The following is a 20,545-nucleotide window of genomic DNA, read 5'->3' as shown; positions in this document are numbered from 1 at the left end:
GCATCACCACCGAGCATTGCGCGATCCGCCACGCCATGAACCTGGAGTCGGTGATCACCTACGAGGGCACCGAGACCGTGCACCAGCTGGTGGTCGGCCGCGAGCTGACGGGGATCAACGCGTTCTGATAACCGCCCCCGGCATCTGCGCCGGGCTAGAGTCGCCTTGTCTGATCGACATCCCGCCGTCTCATGGAAAGAATCGGAGCCGTTGATGAACTCTATCCATCCGCTGGGCCCAACCCTGGAAACCTCCCGCCTGCTGTTGCGTCCGCAGCGGGTGGAGGACTTCGAGGGTGTGGCGGAGATGCTGGGTGATGAGGAGGCAGCCCGCTATATCGGCGGCCACATGCCGCGTTCGGCCGCGTGGCGGAGATTTCTGCAGATGCCCGGCGCCTGGGCGATGCAGGGCTTTGCGATGTTTTCCGTCATCGACAAGCACAGTGGCCAGTGGCTGGGACAGACCGGTCCCTGGCATCCGGTCGATTGGCCGGGTCCGGAGATCGGGTGGTCGTTCCGTCGCGCCGCCTGGGGGCAGGGATATGCGCTTGAAGCCGCCACCGCCGCCACCGAATGGGCGATGGAGGAGTTGGGATGGCCCGAGGTGATCCATTCCATCGACCCGGATAACCACGCATCGCAACGCCTCGCCCAGCGTCTTGGATCGAGTCTGCTTCGCATGGGCCAATTGCCCGAGCCCTATGACGATAAAGCCGTGCAGATCTGGGGCCAGTCCCGGGAGCAATGGCGTGCCCGAAAGACGCAGGCGCCTCCCTGAGCCACGGCAACCCGTAGCGGAGCCGTGTGCGTCCCAGTCGCTACTCCACCTTTTCCTATTGCAGCCTCGCGCCCTCCGGCAGAGGCGGAGCCCTGATGATGTCGAGCCTGTCCACCCCGATCCCCGCGCGCATGCGAGGTCTCAACCGCGCCGAGATCTGCGATGTCAACTTCACTGAATTCGTCCAGTCGTGGGATGGGCGGACCTGTGAACCACCCGACGCCGATGCGCCGGTGTTGGAGGGAAGCGCGCTGGATGCCAGGGGCTTCCTTGAACTGTTCGAATCGCAACTGGTCAGCCGACACCTGGACCTCATGGCGCGGGTGCTGCGGGTGCAGAACAAGGTCTTCTACACGATCGGCTCGTCCGGTCACGAAGGCAACGCGATGGTCGCGCGAGCCACCCGGCACACCGATCCGGCGTTCCTGCACTACCGCAGCGGCGGTTTCATGGCCGAGCGTTTCCGCAAATTACCCGGCATGGATCCGGCGATGGACTCCGCGCTGAGCTTTGCCGCCAGCAAGGATGACCCGGCAAGCGGTGGTCGCCACAAGGTCTGGGGCAGCAAGCCCTTGTGGGTGCTCCCGCAGACCTCGACCATTGCCTCGCATCTGCCCAAAGCGCTCGGCACGGCGATTGCGATCGAGGCCGGTCGGCGCCTTGGGCACCAGCTGCCGATTCCCGATGACAGCATCACCATCTGCTCCTTCGGCGATGCGTCCAGCAACCATGCCACCGCGCAGACCGCCTTCAATGCAGCTGCGTGGACCGCTTACCAGAAGCTCCCGGCGCCAGTCCTGTTCGTGTGTGAGGACAACGGAATCGGCATCTCGGTGAAGACGCCGTCGGGCTGGATCGCGCGCAATTTCTCCCGGCGCGCCGACCTGGACTACTTCGCGGCCGACGGCCTGGATCTGGCCAATGGCTACGCCGACGTCCAGCGCGCCGTCGACCACTGCCGTACGACGCGCCGGCCGACCTTCCTGCACCTGCGCACGACCCGGATCATGGGACACGCAGGCACCGACTTCGAGATCGAGTGGCGATCGCTGGAAGAGCTGTGCGCGGTCGAGGCCACGGATCCGCTGCTGCGCTCGGCGGCCATCGCACTGGAATCCGGGCTCATGTCCAGGGATGAGGTGCTTGAGCTCTACGAGCGCACCCGCAAGCGCTGCTTCGCGGCCGCCGAAGCAGCCGATCGCCGCCCCAAGCTGGAAGCGTTGGCGGACGTCATCGCGCCGCTGGCCCCGTACTCTCCCGACAAGGTCATGGCCGAGGCCGAGCGCGCCGACTATCAGGAGCGCCGCCTGGAGGTTTTCGGCGGCGAGGCGAAGCTGCCGGAGAACCTGCCGCCCCGGCATATGGCGATCCAGATCAACCAGGCCCTGCACGAGACGTTCGCCAAGTATCCCGAGGCCCTGCTGTTTGGCGAGGACGTGGCCCAGAAGGGCGGCGTCTACACCGTCACCAAAGGACTGCAGAAGGCGTTCGGTCCGCGTCGCGTGTTCAATACGCTGCTTGACGAGACGATGATCCTGGGCATGGCACAGGGTTTTGCGAATGTCGGCATGCTGCCGATCCCGGAAATCCAGTACCTGGCGTATTTCCACAACGCCTGTGACCAGATCCGCGGCGAGGCGGCGAGCCTGCAGTTCTTCAGCAACAACCAGTACGCCAACCCGATGGTGGTGCGTATCGCCGGGCTGGGCTATCAGCGCGGGTTCGGTGGCCACTTCCACAACGACAATTCGATCACCGCGCTGCGTGACATCCCCGGCCTGGTGGTCGGCTGCCCCTCGCGTGGGGATGATGCGGTCACCATGCTGCGCACATTGACCGCGCTGGCCAAGGTGGACGGTCGGGTCAGTGTCTTCCTCGAGCCGATCGCGCTGTACATGACCAAGGACCTGCACGAGTCCGGGGACGGCGGTTGGCTGACGGACTATCCCGCCCCCGGCGAGGCGATGGTGATCGGCGAAGGCCGCGTGTACCCGCCTGAAAGCCTCGGAGGCGCTGGCGCTGATGTCGGCGATGGGCGCGATGGACTGGTGATCTTCACCTACGGCAATGGCGTGCCGATGAGTCTTCGCGCCGCCCGCAGCATCGGGAAAACCCACGGCTGGGGTGTCCGCGTTGTCGACATATGCTGGCTGGTGCCGCTCAATGACGATTGGATCGTCGATCAGGCCCGCGGCGCACGCAGGATCATCATTGTCGATGAGGGCCGCCAAAGCGCGGGCGTGGGGGAGGGGATCATCACCGCGATCGCGGAAGGCGGTTTGGGTGACATCCCGTTTGAACGGGTGGTCGGTACGGACACCTACACGCCGCTGGCCGGCGCCGCGTTCCTGGTCATTCCCCGGGAAGAGGATATCGTCGAGGCCGCAGGCCGTCTGGCGGGTGCGCACTGAGACCGCTCGCTCACATCATCCGTAGCCGACCCAGCGCAGATGGACACCGGGGACGAGTGACGCGACGGCAATCAGTCAGCGGGCGAGGCCGTCTCTCAACGGTGCCTCGACCACGTCGGCGCCGTCCACCAGCAGGGCGGCCTGCGCTCGCTCCAGCGGCAACACCGCCAGCGCAACGTGCTCCCCGGCCGCGCTGGCGGCCGACATCACCCGGCCCAGGGGTTTTCCTTCAGACATGACATCGCTGCCAACAGCGATCGGCGAACCGCCGGTGAGCAGCGCGAGGCCGCGCTTTGCCTTCCCCAAAAAGTGCGTGCGGGCGACAATTTCCTGTCCGGGGTAGCAGCCTTTTTTCACGCTGAAGGCCTGTAGTCGCTCCAGTGACAACTGCTGGGGCGTCCACTGCTCGCGTTCCGAGTCTGTCAGCCGTGGTAACCCGTCTTGCAGATCAGCCACGCGCCAATGCGCCGCTGCACAATCGTCCCGCGCCGCGTCCAGATGCCCGCCGATCAACAGGCTGCGCGGCTGCTCACCTGTGCCGAGATCGAGCTCGACGTTGACGCCGTCCTCGGCGATGGCGTAGCCGCGGGCACGCGCGGCCGCCGCGAAACGGCCACCTACGGTTACGCCCTCATCGATTTCGATGGTGACCTTGCTGCGGAAAATATAGCCACGCAGCCGCTGCACGATCGCTTCGGCGTCGCCATCCAGCAACACCAGCCACAGCGTCTGCGGATCCTTGCGCAACAGTGCGAACAGCGCGATGACCCGTCCCTTTGGGGTCAGCCATCCGCTCCAGTGCCACTCGCCGTCTGCGAGGGCATCGACGTCGTTCATGAACTGGGCCTGGGCAAATGCGACGGCATCGCGGCCGAGGAGGGTGATTACGGCGTGGCCGGGTAACGCAATTACCGGGCCAACAGGGACGGGCGACTTGTCAGACATGGGGGCGCCAACTAAGCTAGGACCCCGTGATGATAGGCCAAACCACCGCCGAGACCGATCCTGCCGAGACCGCCGAGGTGCCTGCGGACACCGCTGTGGACCAGCCGGACCAGCCTTCCCAGATACCCGAGTACGGCGGCCGTGATGGCCCGGATCCGACCCGGTATGGCGATTGGGAGAAGAACGGCCGCTGCATCGATTTCTGACGTCACCCTACGTCCAGTCACCCCAAGCACATTCCGCCACGCGGCCCCGCCGCCCAGCCCAGAGAGCGCCGTTGCCATGGCCAGTCGCCAACGTCCCATATCACCGCACATCCAGGTCTACCGCTGGCAGGTCCAGATGGTCACCTCGATCCTCCATCGCGCCACCGGCATCGTCCTGGTTGCCGGCAGCCTGCTGTTTGTCTGGGGGCTGTGGGCGCTGGCGGCAGGTCCCGCGCAGTGGGCGGACTTCAGTGCGTTTGCCCGCTCCATTCCGGGTTTCGTGGTGCTGTTCGGCTGGAGCTGGGCCTTCGCCTATCACCTTGCCAACGGGATCCGCCACGTGATCCAGGATGCCGGCTGGGGCTTCCGGATTCCTGACTTCGTCCGTAACAGCTGGACCACGATCATTGCCAGCCTGGTGATCACCGCGCTGCTGTGGTTCGCGGCCATGCAGCAATGGGGTGGTGCATGAACAGCAACGATCTGCAGGGTGACCTGCGCAATCCACTCAAGCGCGCACGCGGCCTGGGCTCGGCGAAGGAAGGCACGGGTCACTTCATCGTCCAGCGCGTTACCGCGATCGCGCTCGTATTCCTTTCGCTCTACGTGGTCTACCTGCTGCTGTCACTGGTGGGGGCCGATTACGCCGGCGTCCGCGCGACGGTCGCATCGCCGTTAAATGCGCTGCTGCTGATCGCATTCCTGATCGCCTCGTTCTGGCACGCCAAGCTCGGTCTGCAGGTGGTGTTCGAGGACTACGTGCACACCGGATGGCTGCAGGTAACCGTCCAGCTGGCCATCATCTTTATCTGCGTACTCGCGGCACTTGCCAGCGTGTTCGCGGTCATTCGCATCGCGTTCGGGGGCTGATCGTGCCGGCTTACAAGATCCAGGAACACAAATTCGACATGGTCGTGGTCGGTGCCGGCGGTGCCGGGCTGCGCGCGACCTTCGGTCTGGCCCAGAAGGGCCTGAAGACGGCGTGCATCACCAAGGTCTTCCCGACCCGCTCTCACACCGTGGCCGCGCAGGGTGGCGTCGCCGCGGCGCTGGGCAACATGGGTGAGGACGACTGGCGCTACCATTTCTACGACACCGTGAAGGGCTCGGACTGGCTGGGCGACCAGGACGCCATCGAGTACATGTGCCGTGAGGCCATCCCGGCGATCATCGAGCTGGAGCATCAGGGCGTCCCGTTCTCGCGTACGCCAGAGGGCAAGATCTACCAGCGTCCCTTCGGTGGCATGACCACCAAGTACGGTGAGGGCCCGCCCGCCCAGCGCACCTGCGCGGCAGCCGACCGCACCGGCCATGCGATCCTGCACACGCTGTATCAGCAGTCGCTGGCGCACCACGCCGAGTTCTTCATCGAGTACTTCGCGCTGGACCTCATCATGGATGCCGACGGTGTTTGTCGCGGCGTCCTCGCGCTGGACATGGCCGAAGGCACGCTGCACCTGTTCCGCTCCCAGGGCACGGTCCTGGCGACCGGCGGGTACGGACGTGCGTACTTCTCGGCGACGTCCGCGCACACCTGCACCGGTGACGGCAACGGCATGGCGCTGCGAGCTGGACTGGCGCTGCAGGACATGGAGTTCGTGCAGTTCCACCCAACCGGCATCTACGGCGCCGGCTGCCTGATCACCGAAGGCGTGCGTGGCGAAGGCGGCATCCTCCGCAACGCCAACGGCGAGCGTTTCATGGAGCGCTATGCGCCATCGGCGAAGGACCTGGCCTCGCGCGACGTGGTCAGTCGCGCCATGACGATGGAGATCCGCGAGGGTCGCGGTGTAGGCGAGCACAAGGACCACATGCTGCTGGACCTGACCCATCTGGGCCCGGAAGTGATCCACGAGAAGCTGCCTGGCATCGCCGAGTCGGCGCGCATCTTCGCCAACGTCGATGTGGAGAAGCAGCCGATCCCGGTCATCCCGACCGTGCACTACAACATGGGCGGCGTGCCGACCAACTACCACGGCGAAGTCGTGCAGTTGAAGAACGGCGATCCCGATGCGGTGGTGCCGGGCCTGTATGCGATCGGCGAGGCGGCTTGCGTGTCGGTGCACGGTGCCAACCGCTTGGGCTCCAACTCGCTGCTGGATCTGGTGGTGTTCGGACGCGCCGTGGCCAACCGCTGCGCTGAGACGCTGACCCCGGGCGCAACCCATCCCGACCTGCCCGCTGACGCCTGCGATGCATCGCTGGCCCATCTGGACAAGCTGCGCAACGCCAATGGCAGCACGCCGACCGCGGTCATCCGCGATCAGATGCAGCGTGCGATGCAGGCTGACGCGGCGGTGTTCCGGACCGAGGAGACCCTGGCCGAGGGCGTGAGCCGGATCCGCGAGATCCGAGCGTCGTTCGAGGACGTCAAGGTCAGCGATCGCTCGCTGATCTGGAACTCCGACCTGGTCGAAACCTTCGAACTGTCCAACCTCCTCGGTCAGGCGCTGTCGACGATCGTCTGCGCGGAAAACCGCACCGAGTCCCGCGGCGCCCATGCGCGCGACGACTATCCGGAGCGCGACGACACGAACTGGCACAAGCACTCGTTGTGCTGGGTCGACGATGCAGGCAATACGAAGATCGACTATCGGCCGGTGCACATGTACACGCTGACGGACGACGTGGACGTGGTCCCGCCTGCAAAGCGGGTCTACTGACTTCGTTTTCACCAACCACCCCGCGGGCCGCATACCGGCCCGTGGTGCCGGCTGAGACCGGCTTCCAAGGCGGAACTACCGATGGCCGATTTCAACCTTCCCAAAAACTCGACGATCCAGAAGGGCAAGCACTACGAGACGCCCGGGGCCAAGCAGCCGCGCACGTTCCGTGTCTACCGCTGGAATCCCGAGGATGACCAGAACCCGCGCGTGGACACCTACGAGGTGGACATGGCGAGCTGCGGCCCGATGGTTCTGGACGCGCTGATCAAGATCAAAAACGAGATCGACCCGACCCTGACCTTCCGCCGCTCGTGCCGCGAAGGTATCTGCGGGTCGTGCGCGATGAACATCGACGGCACCAACACCCTGGCGTGCACCAAGGCAATCGAGGATTGCAGCGGCGGCGATGTGCCGATCTATCCGCTGCCGGCGATGGAAGTGGTCAAGGACCTGGTTCCCGACCTGACCCATTTCTACGCGCAGTACGCCTCGATCAAGCCGTGGATCCGGACGGCCAGCCCGGCGCCCAGCGATCGCGAGCGCCTGCAGTCGCCGGAGGACCGCAAGAAGCTCGACGGCCTGTACGAGTGCATCCTGTGTGCCTGCTGCACCGCCGGTTGCCCCAGTCACTGGTGGAACGGCGATCGCTACCTGGGTCCGGCGGTCCTTCTGCAGGCCTACCGGTGGATTTCCGACAGCCGCGACGAGGACACGGGTGCGCGCCTGGACGATCTGGAAGACCCGTTCAAACTGTATCGCTGCCACACCATCCTCAATTGCACGCGCACGTGCCCCAAGGGCCTCAACCCCGCCCGCGCGATCGCCGAGATCAAGAAGCTGATGGTGGCGCGCCGGACCTGATCCGGGCGCTTCGATAGTTTTGCAAAGGGGTGTGCCGGGTGCACGCCCCTTTTTTTGGAGAGCACATGCAACTGAGCCCGGAAGATGAGGTAGAGCTGCGCCGGCTGCGCTGGAAATGCAGGCGCGGGATGCGCGAACTGGATCAGCTGTTTGGCCGTTATCTCGACCGCAAATGGCGGCAGGCATCGGTAGTCGAGCGGGCGGTTTTCCTACGCCTGCTGGAATGCGAGGACGATAAGCTCTGGCACTGGTTCATGGGTCATGAGGTCCCGCCGGATGCCGAACTCGCAACGCTTGTCAGCGCCATCCGCCAGTTGCCGGCTTGAGTGGCGGCCGTCTGCCTGGCTGATAGCGGCGCTCCCGGTGCTGGGAGTGCTGGCGGCCCTGTCGCTGCTGCTGTCGGGCTTTCCCCGCGAGGTGACCTGGTCTGGCGCCGTCCTCGCGCTCTTGTGGGGCGTTCGGGAATCACGCCGAGAGGCGGCCAAGCCGGCGCTTGAATTGGAATTGGACGGCGAAGTGGTGAAGGTCGACGGGCAGGCCGTCGCGGACTTCCGGGTGTTCTGGCGCGGGCCACTGAGTTTTGCGCGCTGGCGCGACCGGGAGCATCGTTTGCGCAGTCTGGCATGGTGGCCCGACACGCTGGATGCGGCCAGCCGGCGCGAACTGCGACTGGCATTGCCGGCACAAACTCCTGCTCGCAGACGCCGTTCGGTGGCACCATAGCGGGCTATGTTCAAACCCATTCCAGTCGCCATCGGCTTGCGCTACCTTCGCGCCAAACGCCGCAATGGTTTCATCTCGTTTATTTCCCTGGCATCCATCCTTGGCATCGCCCTGGGCGTGGCGGCGTTGATCACCACCCTGGCGGTGATGAGCGGTTTCCAGCAGGAGATCCGTGACCGCATGTTGCAGATGGCGGCGCACGCCACCGTCAGCGCTTTCGGCGAACCGCTGGACAATTGGCAGCAGGCGGTGGATCTGGCGCTGACCGATCCGCGTGTCGCCGGTGCTGCCCCGTATGTGGAAAAGGAAGCGTTGCTCAATGGTCCGCGCCAGCAGCCGGCGATGGTCCGCGGCGTCGTCCCCGCTGACGAACGCACTGTGTCGGTGCTGGGCGATAAGATGGTGGCCGGTACGTTGGAGTCGCTGGTGCCGGGCGAATTCAACATCGTGCTGGGACGCGAGCTGGCCGCATGGCTCGGCGTCGGGGTCGGCGACAAGGTGGTCATGACGATCGCCGAGTTCAACAGCACGCCCGTCGGTGCGATGCCGCGGGTCAAACGATTCAACGTCAGCGGCATCTTCGAGGTCGGCTACAACGAATACGACCGGAGCATGGCGTTCACCAGCATGTCGGACATGCAACGGCTGATGCGGCTGGGTGATGGCGTCACCGGGGTACGCCTGCGGCTGGTCGACATGAACCAGGCCTGGGACGTCGCCCGCGACCTGGCCACCAAGCTGGGTGGTCTGCAGGTCAGCGACTGGACCACCGACAACGCGAACATGTTCCGCGCGTTGAAGATGGAGAAGACACTGATGGCGATCCTGCTATCGCTGATCATCGCCATGGGCGCCTTCAACCTTGTCTCGTCGCAAGTGATGCTGGTGACCGACAAGCAGGCGGATATCGCGATCATGCGCACCTTCGGGCTCTCCCCCAAAGGGGTGATGCAGGTGTTCATGGTGCAGGGCAGCCTGATCGGTGTGATCGGAACCGTCCTCGGTGTGGTCGGCGGGATCGTGCTGACCCTCAACCTGGAGAACATCCTGTTTGCCATCGAGCGGGTGTTTGGAGTCAGCCTGTTGCCGGAGGACGTCTACTACATCACCGGCCTGCCCACCGACCTCAAGCCCGAGGACGTGCTTTCCATTACCGCCGTGGCGCTGGTGATGGCGTTCCTGGCTACGATCTACCCGGCATGGCGTGCCGCGCGTACGCCTCCGGCGGAGGCGCTGCGCTATGAATGAGCCTGTCTGGCAACCCGGGGACGACGTGGTACTCGGGTGCACCGGCCTGGGCATGGTCTATGCCGAGGGCAAGATGCGCACGCCCGTATTCGATGGTCTGGAGCTGGAAGTCCGCAAGGGCGAGACCGTCGCCATCGTCGGTGCGTCCGGCGCAGGCAAGAGCACCCTGTTGCACCTGCTTGGCGGGCTGGACACGCCGACCGCCGGCGATGTCTACGTTGACGGGCACTGGATGAGCGCGCTGTCGGATACGGCGCGTGGGCAATTGCGCAACCGGGCGCTCGGGTTTGTCTACCAGTTCCATCACCTGCTGCCGGAGTTCACCGCGCTGGAAAACGTGATGTTGCCGGTGCTGCTGGGCGGCGACAAAGTGGCCACGGCGCGTGACCGGGCGCGTGAGCTGCTGGAATCGGTTGGGCTGGGGCATCGCCTGGAGCACAAGCCGGGCGAGCTTTCCGGTGGTGAGCGCCAGCGCGCGGCGGTCGCGCGCGCACTGGTCAATCGGCCCGCGTGCGTCCTGGGTGATGAGCCGACCGGCAACCTGGACGAGAAAACCGCGGCACATGTCTTCGACCAGATGCTTGAGCTCAACCGCGAGCACCGCACGAGCCTTGTCCTGGTGACCCATGACCGGCGTTTGGCAAGCCGGCTGGACCGCGTGCTGGAACTGCACGAGGGCCGGCTGCGCGAACTCGCGGTAAGCGACATGTAGGCACTCCGGGCCGGCGCGTCTAAGTGCCGCCCCAGCGACAATCCCACGACATGGAAGTAGGCCATGAGCAATGCGGCAAGGACGCCGCCGTCCATCCCCAAGATCGACCGTGCCCCTCGCGTGGCTATTGGCGCCCATGCGGATGGACGCGCTTGCGTGGCCACGCCGCCAGTCGGGTCGCGCCCCCTCGGTGTTCCGGTGGCGGGAGGTCTGCTGACCGGTGTCTCCTTGGCCCTGTGGCTACCTGGGTTGGCACCGCTCTGGCTGCTGCTCTCGAGCTTGGCGATTGGAGCGCCTGCGTGGTGGCGAGCGTGGCGGGGACGCTGGACGGGTGCATGCCTGGTCGGTTTCGCGCTTGCAGGCCTGCACGCCACACACGCGCTGTCCGTCCAGCTTCCGGCAGACTGGGAAAAACGCGACGTCGAGGTTCGTGGGCGGATTGTCGAGTTGCCGCTGCATCAACCGCGGCGCACCGCCTTTGCACTCAGGGTGGATCGCGCGAGCGACCAGCCCGAGGCTTTGCGCGGCCGGTTGCTGCGGGTGTCGTGGTACGACGAGCGCGACGGTACAGGGACGGGCCGTGAGCAGGTCCAGGCAGGTCAGCGCTGGCAGATGACGTTACGGTTGCGAGCGCCGCGAGGGCTGCGCAATCCCGGCGGATTCGACAGTGAAAAGCATGCGTTTGCCGGTCGTGTGAGCGCCATCGGTTATGTCCGCGAGCCCGGGAAGGCGCATCTTGAGCGGTCGGGCAGCGGCATAAACGCCTGGCGCGGCGCAATGTCGCAACGCATAGCGGACTCCGTCGCCCCCGAATCCGCGCGCTTCCTCTCCGCCTTTGCGCTGGGCGATACGCGCGGTCTGGAGGATGACGACTGGCACGTCCTGCGTTCCAACGGTCTCAGTCATCTGGTGGCCATTTCCGGAATGCACGTGGGGATCGTTGCGGGATTCTTTGCGCTGGCAGTCGCTGGGTTCTGGTGGCTGATTCCCGGTCTGGGGCGACGCGTGCCGCGTCCCATCGCAGCGGCCATGGGTGGTTTGGTCGGAGCGATGCTGTACGCCGCCGTGGCCGGTTTCGCGCTGCCGACGGTGCGGACTGTCCTGATGGTGGCGGTGGTGGCAGGGATGCGCATCCAGCGGCGGCGATCGACCACGCTGGAAGTGCTCGCTCTGGCGATGATCGCGGTGCTGGTCGTGGACCCGTTGTCGGCGCTGACCGCGGGATTCTGGTTGAGTTTCTTCGGCGTCGCCTGGCTGGTCTGGTGCCTGCCCGAGGTGGGCCGCCGACCGCTCCACGATCTGGTCTCCGCCCAGGGCGTGGCCACCATAGGCCTGTTGCCGCTCACGGCCGTCCTGTTCGATCAGGCCTCGCTCGCGGGGCCGTTGGCAAACCTGGTGGCCGTGCCGTGGTGGACACTCGTGGTCGTGCCGCTGTCGCTCATGGGTACCGCACTGGAGTTGATGCATGCGGGATGGGGGCTGTGGGCATGGAATGCGGCGGCGTGGTGCTTCCAGCTCAGCTGGCCGCTGTTCGAGGCGATGGCGGGGAGCGATCTGGCGCTTTGGTGGCTCAGGGAGTCGCGCTGGTACGCCTTGCCACTGGCGCCTTCTGGCTGCTGCTGCCGCGCGGCCTGCCCGGACGTCCGCTCGCGTTGTTGCTGTGGCTGCCCCTTTTGTGGCCGGCGCGCGACCTGCCGGCGCCCGGCGAGGTGGATGTCCAGGTACTCGATGTGGGGCAGGGGTCGTCGGTTCTGGTCCTAACGGCAGCGCACACCCTGTTGTACGACATGGGGCCTTCCACACCCGACGGCTTCGACAGTGGCGAGCGTGTGGTGATTCCCGCCCTGCGGGCGCTCGGGGTGGCGCGGCTGGACCGCGCGGTCGTCAGCCATGCCGACAACGACCACAGCGGAGGATTCGCGGCGGTTCGCAGCCGAACCGTTATCGATTCCGCCAACGCGCCGGAGGACTCGGGCATCGCCGATACGCTGCCCTGTGTCGCGGGCGAGCAGTGGGAGTGGGACGGGGTCACCTTCCGCTTCATGCACCCACCGCCGTACTTCCCGTATCTCGGCAACGACGCCAGTTGCGTTCTGCGCGTCGCGGGAAAATACGGAGCCGCGCTCCTGCTGGGCGATGTGGGCAAGGTCATCGAGCGCGATCTGGTCCGCCGCAGTCGGTTGGGAGCGGCGTCGGCGATCAACGCCGAGGTTGTGCTGGTGTCCCACCACGGCGCCGCCAACGCATCCGATCCGGCGCTGGTCGAGGCGACCGGAGCGCGACTGGCGATCATGTCCACCGGGCATGGCAACCGGTTTGGCCATCCGCGTGTCGATGTGACCCGGCGTTGGCAGGACGCCGGCGCCGCGACGCCGGACACGGCGCGGGATGGGGCGATCCGGGTACGCATCGGGGAAGCCGGGATCACCGTGGAAACGCGACGCGCCGCACGTCCACGGCTGTGGGATGCGGCCCGGCGCGAGAATAAGCCCTTGGTGGACGCTGCGGCTGGGCTATCCTATCGACCGGATTGAATCGGCCCCAGGCCGGAGGTTGGCGCGTGCTGGAACTGGTCAAGGCGGGTGGGTGGCCGATGATTCCTATCCTGATGCTGTCGGCGCTGGCCGTGGCGCTGATCGTGGAGCGTGCCTGGACGCTGCGACGCGCCCATGTGCTGCCGCCGGGACTGGGCAACGAGGTCCGTACCTGGGCCAGCGGCGGGGCCCTCGACCCGGCCCATATCGACTCGCTGCGGGCGACTTCGCCCCTGGGCGAGTTGCTGGCTGCGGCGCTGGACGTGCGTGATCGCCCGCGCGAGCAGATCCGCGAGCGCATCGAGGATGTCGGCCGCCATCTGGTGCACAAGATGGAGCGCTACCTGAACACACTGGGCTCGGTAGCTTCCGCCGGACCCCTGCTTGGGCTGTTCGGCACTGTGGTGGGCATGATCCAGCTCTTCCTGGGGATACTGGACCATGGCATCGGCGACGTGAACCAGCTGGCCGGCGGCATCGGCAAGGCGCTGGTCTGCACCGCGGCCGGGATGGTGGTCGCCATTCCCGCGCTGATGGCACATCGCTGGTACCGCGGCCGCATCGCCGGATACATCGTCGAGATGGAACACGAGGCGATCCAGCTTCTGGACACCCTGGAAAAGACGCGCCCGGCCGCGCCGGTGGTGAAAGCGCAGATGCGCACTCCCGCCCTGGTGGACTGACCGCCCATGCGCATCCGCGACCATCGGGCCGACGACGAACCGGAGATCAGCCTCGTTCCGTTGATCGACGTGATCCTGGTGATGATCATCTTTTTCGTGGTCACCGCCACGTTCGACGCGCGCTCGGTAATCCAGCTGGAACTGCCGCGTGCGACCGGCGAGCAGGTCGAGGCGACCCGACCGCTCGTGGTGCTGGTGAACGCGGACGGGCGCTACTTCGTCGATGACCGCGAGGTGCTGCGCAACGATGTCGATTCCTTGAAAGCGACGATTGCGGAAGTCGCCGGTATGGAGCGGGAACGCCCGGTGATGCTGCGGGCCGATGCGCGCACTCCCTACCAGGCTGTGGTGACGGTGTACGACGCGCTGGGCCAGCTGGGCTTCCGCCGGATCATGACCGCCACTGCATCGCCGGAAGCCAATGCCGCGGGCGAGGACGTTCGTCGGTGACAGAAACCACCTCACCCGGACAGATCTACCGGCGGCTGCTGAGCCTGTCCAAGCCGTACCGCGCCCTGCTCGTGGTCGGTCTGGTGGGAATGGTGATCGAGGCGCTGGCGGGGGGCGGTTTCACCTGGCTGATGCGTCCGATCATCAACCAGACCTTTATCGCCAAGGATGTGGCGGCCAGTCTGCTGCTGCCTCTGGCGATCGTGGGCCTGTTCGTGGCCCGCGGCGTGGCCGGCTACCTGACCGACGTCAGCATGGCCCGGGCGGGTCGCAGCATCGCCCGCGACCTGCGCGTGCAGGTACTGGGCAAATACCTGCGGCTGCCCGGCCAGCGCTTCGATGCCGAGCCGGTCCCCTCGATGCTGATCAAGCTCAGTTCCGACAGTGACCAGGTGGCGCAGGCGGCCATCGATGCGATGAAGGTCATGCTGCAGCAGTCCCTGCAGGCCATCGTGATGGTCGGGGTGATGCTGTGGACCAGTTGGCAGGTCACGATTCTGATCCTGATCCTTGCGCCGCCGCTGGGGTGGGTGATGGACAAGGTGGGCCGGCGCTACCGCCGGGTCAGCCACCGCATCCAGGAAAGCGGCGCGCAGCTGCTCCAGTCTGCCGACCAGGCGCTGGCGAACCAGCAGGAGGTCAAGGTCTATGGCGCGCAGGGAGTCGAGCTGGACCGTTACACCGAGCAGGCCAACCACCATCTGAAGCTCAGCATGAAGGTCGAGTCCACCCGCAGTATCTCGTCGGCGCTGGTACAGCTGATGGGTGCCGTGGGCCTGGCGATGCTGCTGTTCTTTGCCGGCCGCGAAGCGCAGGCGGGCCGGATGGATGCGGGCAGCTTCGTGGTCCTGATGACCTCGATGATGGCGATCATCCCGGCCCTGAAGCAGCTCACCAACGTGCAGGGCATGCTCCAGCGCGGGGTGGCATCTGCGCAGCGCCTGTTTGATGTCATCGACGCCGACGATGAGCCCGACACCGGCACTCAGCCCCTCCAGCGCGCCCGCGGCAAAATCGAATTCCGCGACGTCTGTGCGCGCTATCCCGGGCAACCCAGCAACGCACTTACCGATGTCAGTTTCGTCGCCACGCCTGGCACCGTCACGGCGATCGTCGGCCGGTCCGGCAGTGGCAAATCGACCCTGATCAAGCTGATCCCGCGCTTCTATGAAGTCGAGTCGGGCCAGATTCTGGTGGATGATCTGCCTCTGGATGCCTACCGGCTCGCGGACCTGCGACGGCAGATCGCACTGGTCGGCCAGCATGTGATGCTGTTTGACGGGACCATCGCGGCGAATGTGGCCTACGGCGAACTCGAGCAGCCGCCTGCGGATCGTCTGGAAGCCGCGATACGCGGTGCGAATGCGGCGGAGTTCGTCGAGCGCCTTCCCGACGGTGTCGACAGTCCCATTGGTGCCAAGGGCAGCAGCCTATCGGGTGGCCAGCGGCAGCGGCTGGCGATCGCCAGGGCGATGCTCAAGGACGCGCCGATCCTGATTCTTGACGAGGCAACCGCGGCCCTGGATACCGAGTCGGAACGACTGGTCCAGGACGCCTTGGAGCGACTGATGCCCGATCGCACAACACTGGTGATCGCCCACCGCCTGTCGACCATCGAGCACGCCGACCAGGTGCTGGTGCTCGATGAAGGCCGGATTGTCGAACGCGGCACCCACAACGAGCTGCTGGCGCGCGACGGACTGTATGCCCATCTGCACCGCATGCAGTTCCGGGAGCCGCAATGAGTACCGGCCCCGCACGTCGGCGCGAACATCAGCCGGCGTACTGGTACAGCGACCTGCCGGTGCCCCTGTTCGCGCAGGCCCTCGCGTGGCTGTATGGAATCCTGACCGGCCTGCGGCGCTGGTTCTACCGCGTCGGCCTGTTGCGGCGTCGCCATCCGGGCGTACCGGTGCTGGTGGTGGGCAACATCACCGCCGGTGGCGCCGGCAAGACCCCGTTGACCATCGCGTTGGCACAGCGGCTGCAGCAGGAGGGGTGGACGCCGGGTATCGCCAGCCGCGGCTACGGCCGCACCGACGCCGGCTCACCGGTGTGGGTGGAGGCGACCACCGCGCCGACCGTCGGCGGCGACGAGCCGGTTCTGATGGCGCGCCGCACCGGCGTCAAGTTGCGCGCCGACCGGGACCGCGCCGCCGCCGCCGCCGCGCTGGCAAAAGCCGGCTGCGACATCATCCTGTGTGATGACGGCCTGCAGCACTACCGGCTCGAGCGTGATATCGAGATCGAGGTGGTCGACGGGGCGCGCCGTTATGGCAATGGCCGCCTTCTTCCCGCCGGACCGCTGCGCGAGTTGCCGCCACGCGGCGATGCCTGCGACTTCCGCGTCATCAACGTCGCCAACGCACCTGCCAGCGATGTCAACGGCACGGGCTTTGGCGAGTGGCCGATGCGCCTGGTCAGCCACGACGCCGTGCCCGTGCTGGGAGGCAGGGCGCGTCCGCTGGCGGCGTTTGCCGGACACCGCGTGCACGCTGTCGCCGGGATCGGCAACCCCGAGCGCTTCTTCGCGATGCTACGGGCGCTGGACATCGCCGTGGTGCCGCATGCGTTTGCCGACCACCACCGCTATCGCGCCGAGGACTTCCAGTTCGGCAGTCCGCTGCCGGTGCTGATGACCGAGAAGGATGCGGTCAAGTGCGCCGGATTCGCAACCGAGGCGTTCTTCAGCGTGCCGGTCAGCGCCGAGCTGCCCGAAGGGTTCTGGGTGTCGCTGCTGGACCGGATCGGGCAGGTGGGTAAAGCATGATGGCGAACACGGGCGCGGGGACGGGTGACGGACTCGACTTCGTCGTCGCGATCCCGGCGCGCCATGACGCCACCCGTCTGCCCGGCAAACCGCTGCGCTTGATCGCTGGCGAGCCGATGGTTTTGCACGTCGCCCGCCGCGCGATGGCGGCGGGAGCTCGCGAGGTCTGGGTGGCGGCCGATGATGTGCGCATCGCCGATGCCTTGCAGGGCGCAGGCGTACAGGTGGCCATGACGTCCACCGCGCATGCGTCCGGGACCGACCGCCTCGCCGAGTGCGCCCACATCGCCGGCTGGAGCGACGACACCATCGTGGTGAACCTGCAGGGCGACGAGCCTTTTGCGCCCGCTGCGGGCATTGGCGCGGTAGCCCGGCTGCTCGCCGCCAGCAGCGCGGAAATGGCGACGCTCGCGGCGCCCATCGATGACGTCGAGACGCTGCTGGATCCAAACGCGGTCAAGCTGGTGCGCGCGACAAGTGGCGACGCGCTCTACTTCAGCCGTGCGCCGGTACCGTGGCCGCGACAGGCCTTTGCCGCCGATCGCACGCGGATGCCCGATGGCGGCCCGTGGCTGCGGCACATCGGTATTTACGCGTACCGGGCCGGGTTCCTGCAGCGATTTGCGGCCATGCGGCCGGGTCGCCTGGAGCAGATCGAACTGCTGGAGCAGTTGCGGGTACTCGAGGCTGGTCACCGCATTGCGGTGGCGTTGACGCCCGAGCCATTTCCGCCCGGTGTGGATACTGCCGCAGACCTTGCCCGGGTGGAAGCACTAATGCGCGGTCAGCGCGCGATCTAGCTCAGGGCGCGGCACGTTGCGCCCGGCGGAGCCTCCGGGGCTGACAGTCCAGCAGCCATCCGCCGGGGTCGCACCAACGCATGCGAAGCCGGATCAATCCGGACTCACCCGGTTGGCCCGGCATCCTCGTCCTTGCGCTGGAATACGTGCTTCATCACGAAGTCGGGGGTCACTTCCTCGCCGCTCAACAGCATCGCGGTCAGTTCGCCGCCCAGCACCTGCGGAGAGATCACCACGTCGGGCTGGGCCAGCTTGACCCGGCTCAGGTGCTTGGCATCGTTGACGGCGGCCACGGTGCGCGCGTTGCCTCCCAGCTCCTTCACCGCAAGGATCACGAAGGCGTTTTCCGAGTCGTCCACCAGCATCGCCAGCACCGCCTCGGCGCGGTCCGCGCCCGCCTCGCGCAGCACCTCGGTGCTGCTGGGATCACCCACCACGATGTCCATCTCGCGGCTGTCGCTGTCCTCGGGTGCCGTGCGCAGCAGGCGGGTGACCTTGTTGCCCCGGCGTGCGAGTTCCCGCGCGGTATTGATCGCCAGCGAGCCGCTGCCAATGACGACGAAATGATCTTCCCGCTTCATGCGTGTCCCCTTTTGCGTAACGATGCGTTTCAGGCTGTTGCTGACCATTGGCGCGATGACGGCGGTCAGGGAGGTCGCGAATACTGCAACGCCCAGAACGATTACCGAAATGGTGAACAGTTTGGTTTCCGACGTCTGCGGCGTGATGTCGCCGAATCCGACGGTGCTCATGGTGACCATGGCGTAGTAGAGCGCGCTGACCAGGTCGGTGATCGGCGGATCGAAATCCCCGCCCAGGTAGTAGGCGCCAAAGGTCGCGTACATCAGCAGCATCACCACTGAGGTGACGGCGAACAGGGTGCTGGCAGCGACGCTGCTGCGGTCGAATTGGCGCCAGGCGAGGAACAACGCCAGCAGCATCACCACGAAGTAGACCAGCAGCAGGTGCGACTGGACCTGGCCGAGCAACAGGCTGGTGACGCCGGTGAGCGCGAACAGCAGCGCCATGCTCCAGGCAAGCCGGGAGCGCGACAGCAGGCCTCCGGCCATGATCAGCATGCCGCCGCCGATCAACAGTCCCGGCAGCCGCTGCGGTCGGACCGCGAAGTGGCCGTCCAGCATCCCGTACAGATAGGTTCGCCAGTCGTTGCCAAAGTCCAACCGCAGCAGCAACACACCGCCGATGGCGAGGGCGAGGGCCAGCGGAACGTGTGGAAACCAGCTCTCGCCGTGCAGCACCGAGTACCAGCGGCGCATCACGGCCCGGATCCGGGCAATAGGTCGCACCGCGATCTTGCTGGTGGATTCACCCGTGATCATGCGAGCCACTCGATCAAGCGCACCGTTGCGTACAGCAGACCGCCGATCAGCGCGCCGATCGCGGTGCCGTTGTAGCGGATGTACTGCAGGTCACTGCCGACGCTCAATTCAAGTTCGCGGACCAGCTCGCGGGTATCCCAGCGCTCCACGCGCTCGACAATGAAATCCCGGATATTCCCGCGGTACTTGTCGATCAGCGGCCCCAGCGTGTCCAGTACCCACTGGTTCAACCAACCCTGTACCGCGGGATCGCTGGCCAGCTTGTCGCCGATTGCGCGTGAGGCGTCCGCCACCTTGCCGGCAATGGCGGAGTCGTTACGCTGCAGGTCATCGCGCACCCAGTCCAGCACGCGCGTCCATGACTGGCGCAGGTAGCGCGCCAGCGCCGGATCGTCGAGGACGCGGTCGCGAAGGGCCGAGACCTTCTGCTGTAGCGACGGATCGGTACGCAGGCGATCAATGAACGCATCCACGTAGTCGTCAAAGCGCAGGCGCAGCTCGTGGGAAGGATCTTCAGCCATGTCGCTGATCAGGTCGCTGACGCCGGCGATGATCTTGGCCGCGAGTTTCTCTGCCACCGCGTCGTCCAGACGGGTCAGGCGCAGGACCGACCACAACTGGGGCGAGATCTTGCCCGCGATCATGTGCTGGGTGTCTTCGTTGGCGAGCACATCGCCCAGGTCGCGCAGCACACTGTCCAGCAGCGCCTGGTGGCGGCGGTCCTGGGTCATGACCTCCAGCAGCTGGCTGCCCAGGTCGGCGACATCGGCGCGCTGCAACTGCTCGCGCACCAGCCCCAGCAGGAAGCGATGCAGGCGCTCGCTGTCCATCAGCTGCAGCAGGTGGGGGGCGACACTGACCACGAACGCGCCAATCCGGTCGGCGTGGACAGGATTGGCCAATGCGCCCGCCAACCGCTGGCCAGGGTTGAACTCCTCCACCCGCCGCAGCACCTCGCCACTTTCCAGGAAGTGATCGCTGATGAAGTTCGCCAGTGCACGGCCCAGGGCCACCTTCTTGTTGGGGATGATCGCCGTGTGCGGGATCCAGCCCTGGCCCATCGGGTGCCGGAACAGGGCGACCACCGCGAACCAGTCCGCCAGGCCGCCGACCATGGCCGCCTCGGCCATCGCCACCATCAGGTCGAATCCCCAGTGCGGGTGGGTGATCCGCAGCCATGTGCCGATCGCGAACACCGCGGCAGCGACAGCCAACATGCTGACGGCGATGCGTTTACGACGCGCCAGCGCCGCGGCGCGCACATCACCGGCAAGGCTGGTGGGTGGCGCGGCAGGCGATCGGGGCGCGGTCGGGGGCAGGTCGGTTTCTGCTGTCATCGGTTGGCAGGTTGTCCTGGTATCGGCTCGTGGAGGGTCTGCTGAGGCTTGCCCTGACGCATAATCTGCCCCATCCATGGAG

At 66.3% G+C, this 20,545-nt stretch carries 19 protein-coding genes and 2 pseudogenes; 18 read left to right on the top strand and 3 right to left on the bottom strand.

All coding sequences use genetic code 11. The features are described from left to right. From KZ491_RS04735 to KZ491_RS04725, 3 genes and pseudogenes are all read left to right on the top strand, one after another. Positions 1-128: pseudogene (locus tag KZ491_RS04735) on the top strand (acyl-CoA dehydrogenase); the annotation flags it as partial. An 85-nt stretch (positions 129-213) separates the two neighbouring features. Then, complete coding sequence (locus KZ491_RS04730; protein WP_222564651.1) at positions 214-777, top strand: GNAT family N-acetyltransferase; 564 nt, start codon at positions 214-216, stop codon at positions 775-777. 98 nt (positions 778-875) lie between these two features. Further along, the gene (locus tag KZ491_RS04725) at positions 876-3,188 is read left to right on the top strand and encodes a thiamine pyrophosphate-dependent enzyme (protein WP_222564754.1); all 2,313 of its coding nucleotides are present in this window, start codon (positions 876-878) and stop codon (positions 3,186-3,188) included. A gap of 75 nt (positions 3,189-3,263) precedes the next feature. On the opposite strand, the gene ygfZ is transcribed toward KZ491_RS04725, so the two are convergent. After that, positions 3,264-4,133 carry a CAF17-like 4Fe-4S cluster assembly/insertion protein YgfZ gene (gene ygfZ, locus KZ491_RS04720; protein WP_222564650.1) on the bottom strand — a complete coding sequence of 290 codons (870 nt, stop codon included), beginning with the start codon at positions 4,131-4,133 and terminating at the stop codon, positions 3,264-3,266. Positions 4,134-4,162: 29 nt separating this feature from the next. On the opposite strand from ygfZ, the gene KZ491_RS04715 reads away from it, so the two are divergent. The 15 genes and pseudogenes from KZ491_RS04715 to kdsB all read left to right on the top strand — a co-directional run bounded on the left by KZ491_RS04715 (position 4,163) and on the right by kdsB (position 17,786). Beyond that, complete coding sequence (locus KZ491_RS04715; RefSeq protein WP_222564649.1) at positions 4,163-4,339, top strand: DUF1674 domain-containing protein; 177 nt, start codon at positions 4,163-4,165, stop codon at positions 4,337-4,339. A gap of 76 nt (positions 4,340-4,415) precedes the next feature. Next, positions 4,416-4,811 (top strand): succinate dehydrogenase, cytochrome b556 subunit, encoded by a 396-nt coding sequence (gene sdhC / locus KZ491_RS04710; protein WP_222564648.1) that lies wholly within the window; start codon positions 4,416-4,418, stop codon positions 4,809-4,811. Further along, positions 4,808-5,209, top strand: coding sequence for a succinate dehydrogenase, hydrophobic membrane anchor protein (gene sdhD, locus KZ491_RS04705; protein WP_222564647.1), 402 nt, complete (start codon positions 4,808-4,810; stop codon positions 5,207-5,209). The genes sdhC and sdhD overlap by 4 nt, the downstream gene beginning before the upstream one ends. Before the next feature lie 2 nt (positions 5,210-5,211). Continuing rightward, positions 5,212-7,002 carry a succinate dehydrogenase flavoprotein subunit gene (gene sdhA, locus KZ491_RS04700; protein WP_222564646.1) on the top strand — a complete coding sequence of 597 codons (1,791 nt, stop codon included), beginning with the start codon at positions 5,212-5,214 and terminating at the stop codon, positions 7,000-7,002. A gap of 81 nt (positions 7,003-7,083) precedes the next feature. Next, positions 7,084-7,866, top strand: a complete 783-nt coding sequence (locus KZ491_RS04695) for a succinate dehydrogenase iron-sulfur subunit (RefSeq protein WP_222564645.1) — start codon at positions 7,084-7,086, stop codon at positions 7,864-7,866. Between the two features lie 65 nt (positions 7,867-7,931). Further along, positions 7,932-8,192, top strand: a complete 261-nt coding sequence (locus KZ491_RS04690; RefSeq protein ID WP_222564644.1) for an FAD assembly factor SdhE — start codon at positions 7,932-7,934, stop codon at positions 8,190-8,192. A 46-nt stretch (positions 8,193-8,238) separates the two neighbouring features. Further along, positions 8,239-8,589, top strand: a complete 351-nt coding sequence (locus KZ491_RS04685) for a hypothetical protein (RefSeq protein ID WP_343225541.1) — start codon at positions 8,239-8,241, stop codon at positions 8,587-8,589. 6 nt (positions 8,590-8,595) lie between these two features. Next, complete coding sequence (locus KZ491_RS04680) at positions 8,596-9,837, top strand: lipoprotein-releasing ABC transporter permease subunit (protein WP_222564642.1); 1,242 nt, start codon at positions 8,596-8,598, stop codon at positions 9,835-9,837. Further along, positions 9,830-10,549 carry a lipoprotein-releasing ABC transporter ATP-binding protein LolD gene (gene lolD, locus KZ491_RS04675; RefSeq protein ID WP_222564641.1) on the top strand — a complete coding sequence of 240 codons (720 nt, stop codon included), beginning with the start codon at positions 9,830-9,832 and terminating at the stop codon, positions 10,547-10,549. The genes KZ491_RS04680 and lolD overlap by 8 nt, the downstream gene beginning before the upstream one ends. A 156-nt stretch (positions 10,550-10,705) precedes the next feature. Then, positions 10,706-13,216: pseudogene (locus KZ491_RS12925) on the top strand (DNA internalization-related competence protein ComEC/Rec2); the annotation flags it as partial. After that, complete coding sequence (locus tag KZ491_RS04665) at positions 13,110-13,766, top strand: MotA/TolQ/ExbB proton channel family protein (protein ID WP_222564640.1); 657 nt, start codon at positions 13,110-13,112, stop codon at positions 13,764-13,766. The pseudogene KZ491_RS12925 and the gene KZ491_RS04665, both read left to right, overlap by 107 nt. Before the next feature lie 6 nt (positions 13,767-13,772). Further along, positions 13,773-14,216: an ExbD/TolR family protein gene (locus tag KZ491_RS04660; protein ID WP_222564639.1), complete on the top strand. Its 444-nt coding sequence runs from the start codon at positions 13,773-13,775 to the stop codon at positions 14,214-14,216. Further along, positions 14,213-15,961 (top strand): lipid A export permease/ATP-binding protein MsbA, encoded by a 1,749-nt coding sequence (msbA, locus tag KZ491_RS04655; RefSeq protein WP_343225540.1) that lies wholly within the window; start codon positions 14,213-14,215, stop codon positions 15,959-15,961. The genes KZ491_RS04660 and msbA overlap by 4 nt, the downstream gene beginning before the upstream one ends. Next, positions 15,958-16,986 (top strand): tetraacyldisaccharide 4'-kinase, encoded by a 1,029-nt coding sequence (gene lpxK / locus KZ491_RS04650; RefSeq protein ID WP_222564638.1) that lies wholly within the window; start codon positions 15,958-15,960, stop codon positions 16,984-16,986. The genes msbA and lpxK overlap by 4 nt, the downstream gene beginning before the upstream one ends. Beyond that, positions 16,983-17,786 carry a 3-deoxy-manno-octulosonate cytidylyltransferase gene (gene kdsB / locus KZ491_RS04645; protein WP_246606495.1) on the top strand — a complete coding sequence of 268 codons (804 nt, stop codon included), beginning with the start codon at positions 16,983-16,985 and terminating at the stop codon, positions 17,784-17,786. The genes lpxK and kdsB overlap by 4 nt, the downstream gene beginning before the upstream one ends. 104 nt (positions 17,787-17,890) lie before the next feature. Here the strand turns inward: kdsB and kch are convergent, their stop codons facing one another. Together kch and KZ491_RS04635 are read right to left on the bottom strand one after the other, a co-directional pair. Then, positions 17,891-19,126, bottom strand: coding sequence for a voltage-gated potassium channel protein (kch, locus tag KZ491_RS04640; protein WP_246606494.1), 1,236 nt, complete (start codon positions 19,124-19,126; stop codon positions 17,891-17,893). After that, the gene (locus KZ491_RS04635) at positions 19,123-20,463 is read right to left on the bottom strand and encodes a DUF445 domain-containing protein (RefSeq protein WP_222564637.1); all 1,341 of its coding nucleotides are present in this window, start codon (positions 20,461-20,463) and stop codon (positions 19,123-19,125) included. Before KZ491_RS04635 ends, kch begins: the two co-directional genes overlap by 4 nt. Positions 20,464-20,545 lie beyond the last annotated feature (82 nt).

This window comes from Novilysobacter antarcticus (genome assembly GCF_019802285.1).
GTDB lineage: Bacteria > Pseudomonadota > Gammaproteobacteria > Xanthomonadales > Xanthomonadaceae > Novilysobacter > Novilysobacter antarcticus.
This window is presented reverse-complemented; position numbering and strand designations above follow the sequence as displayed.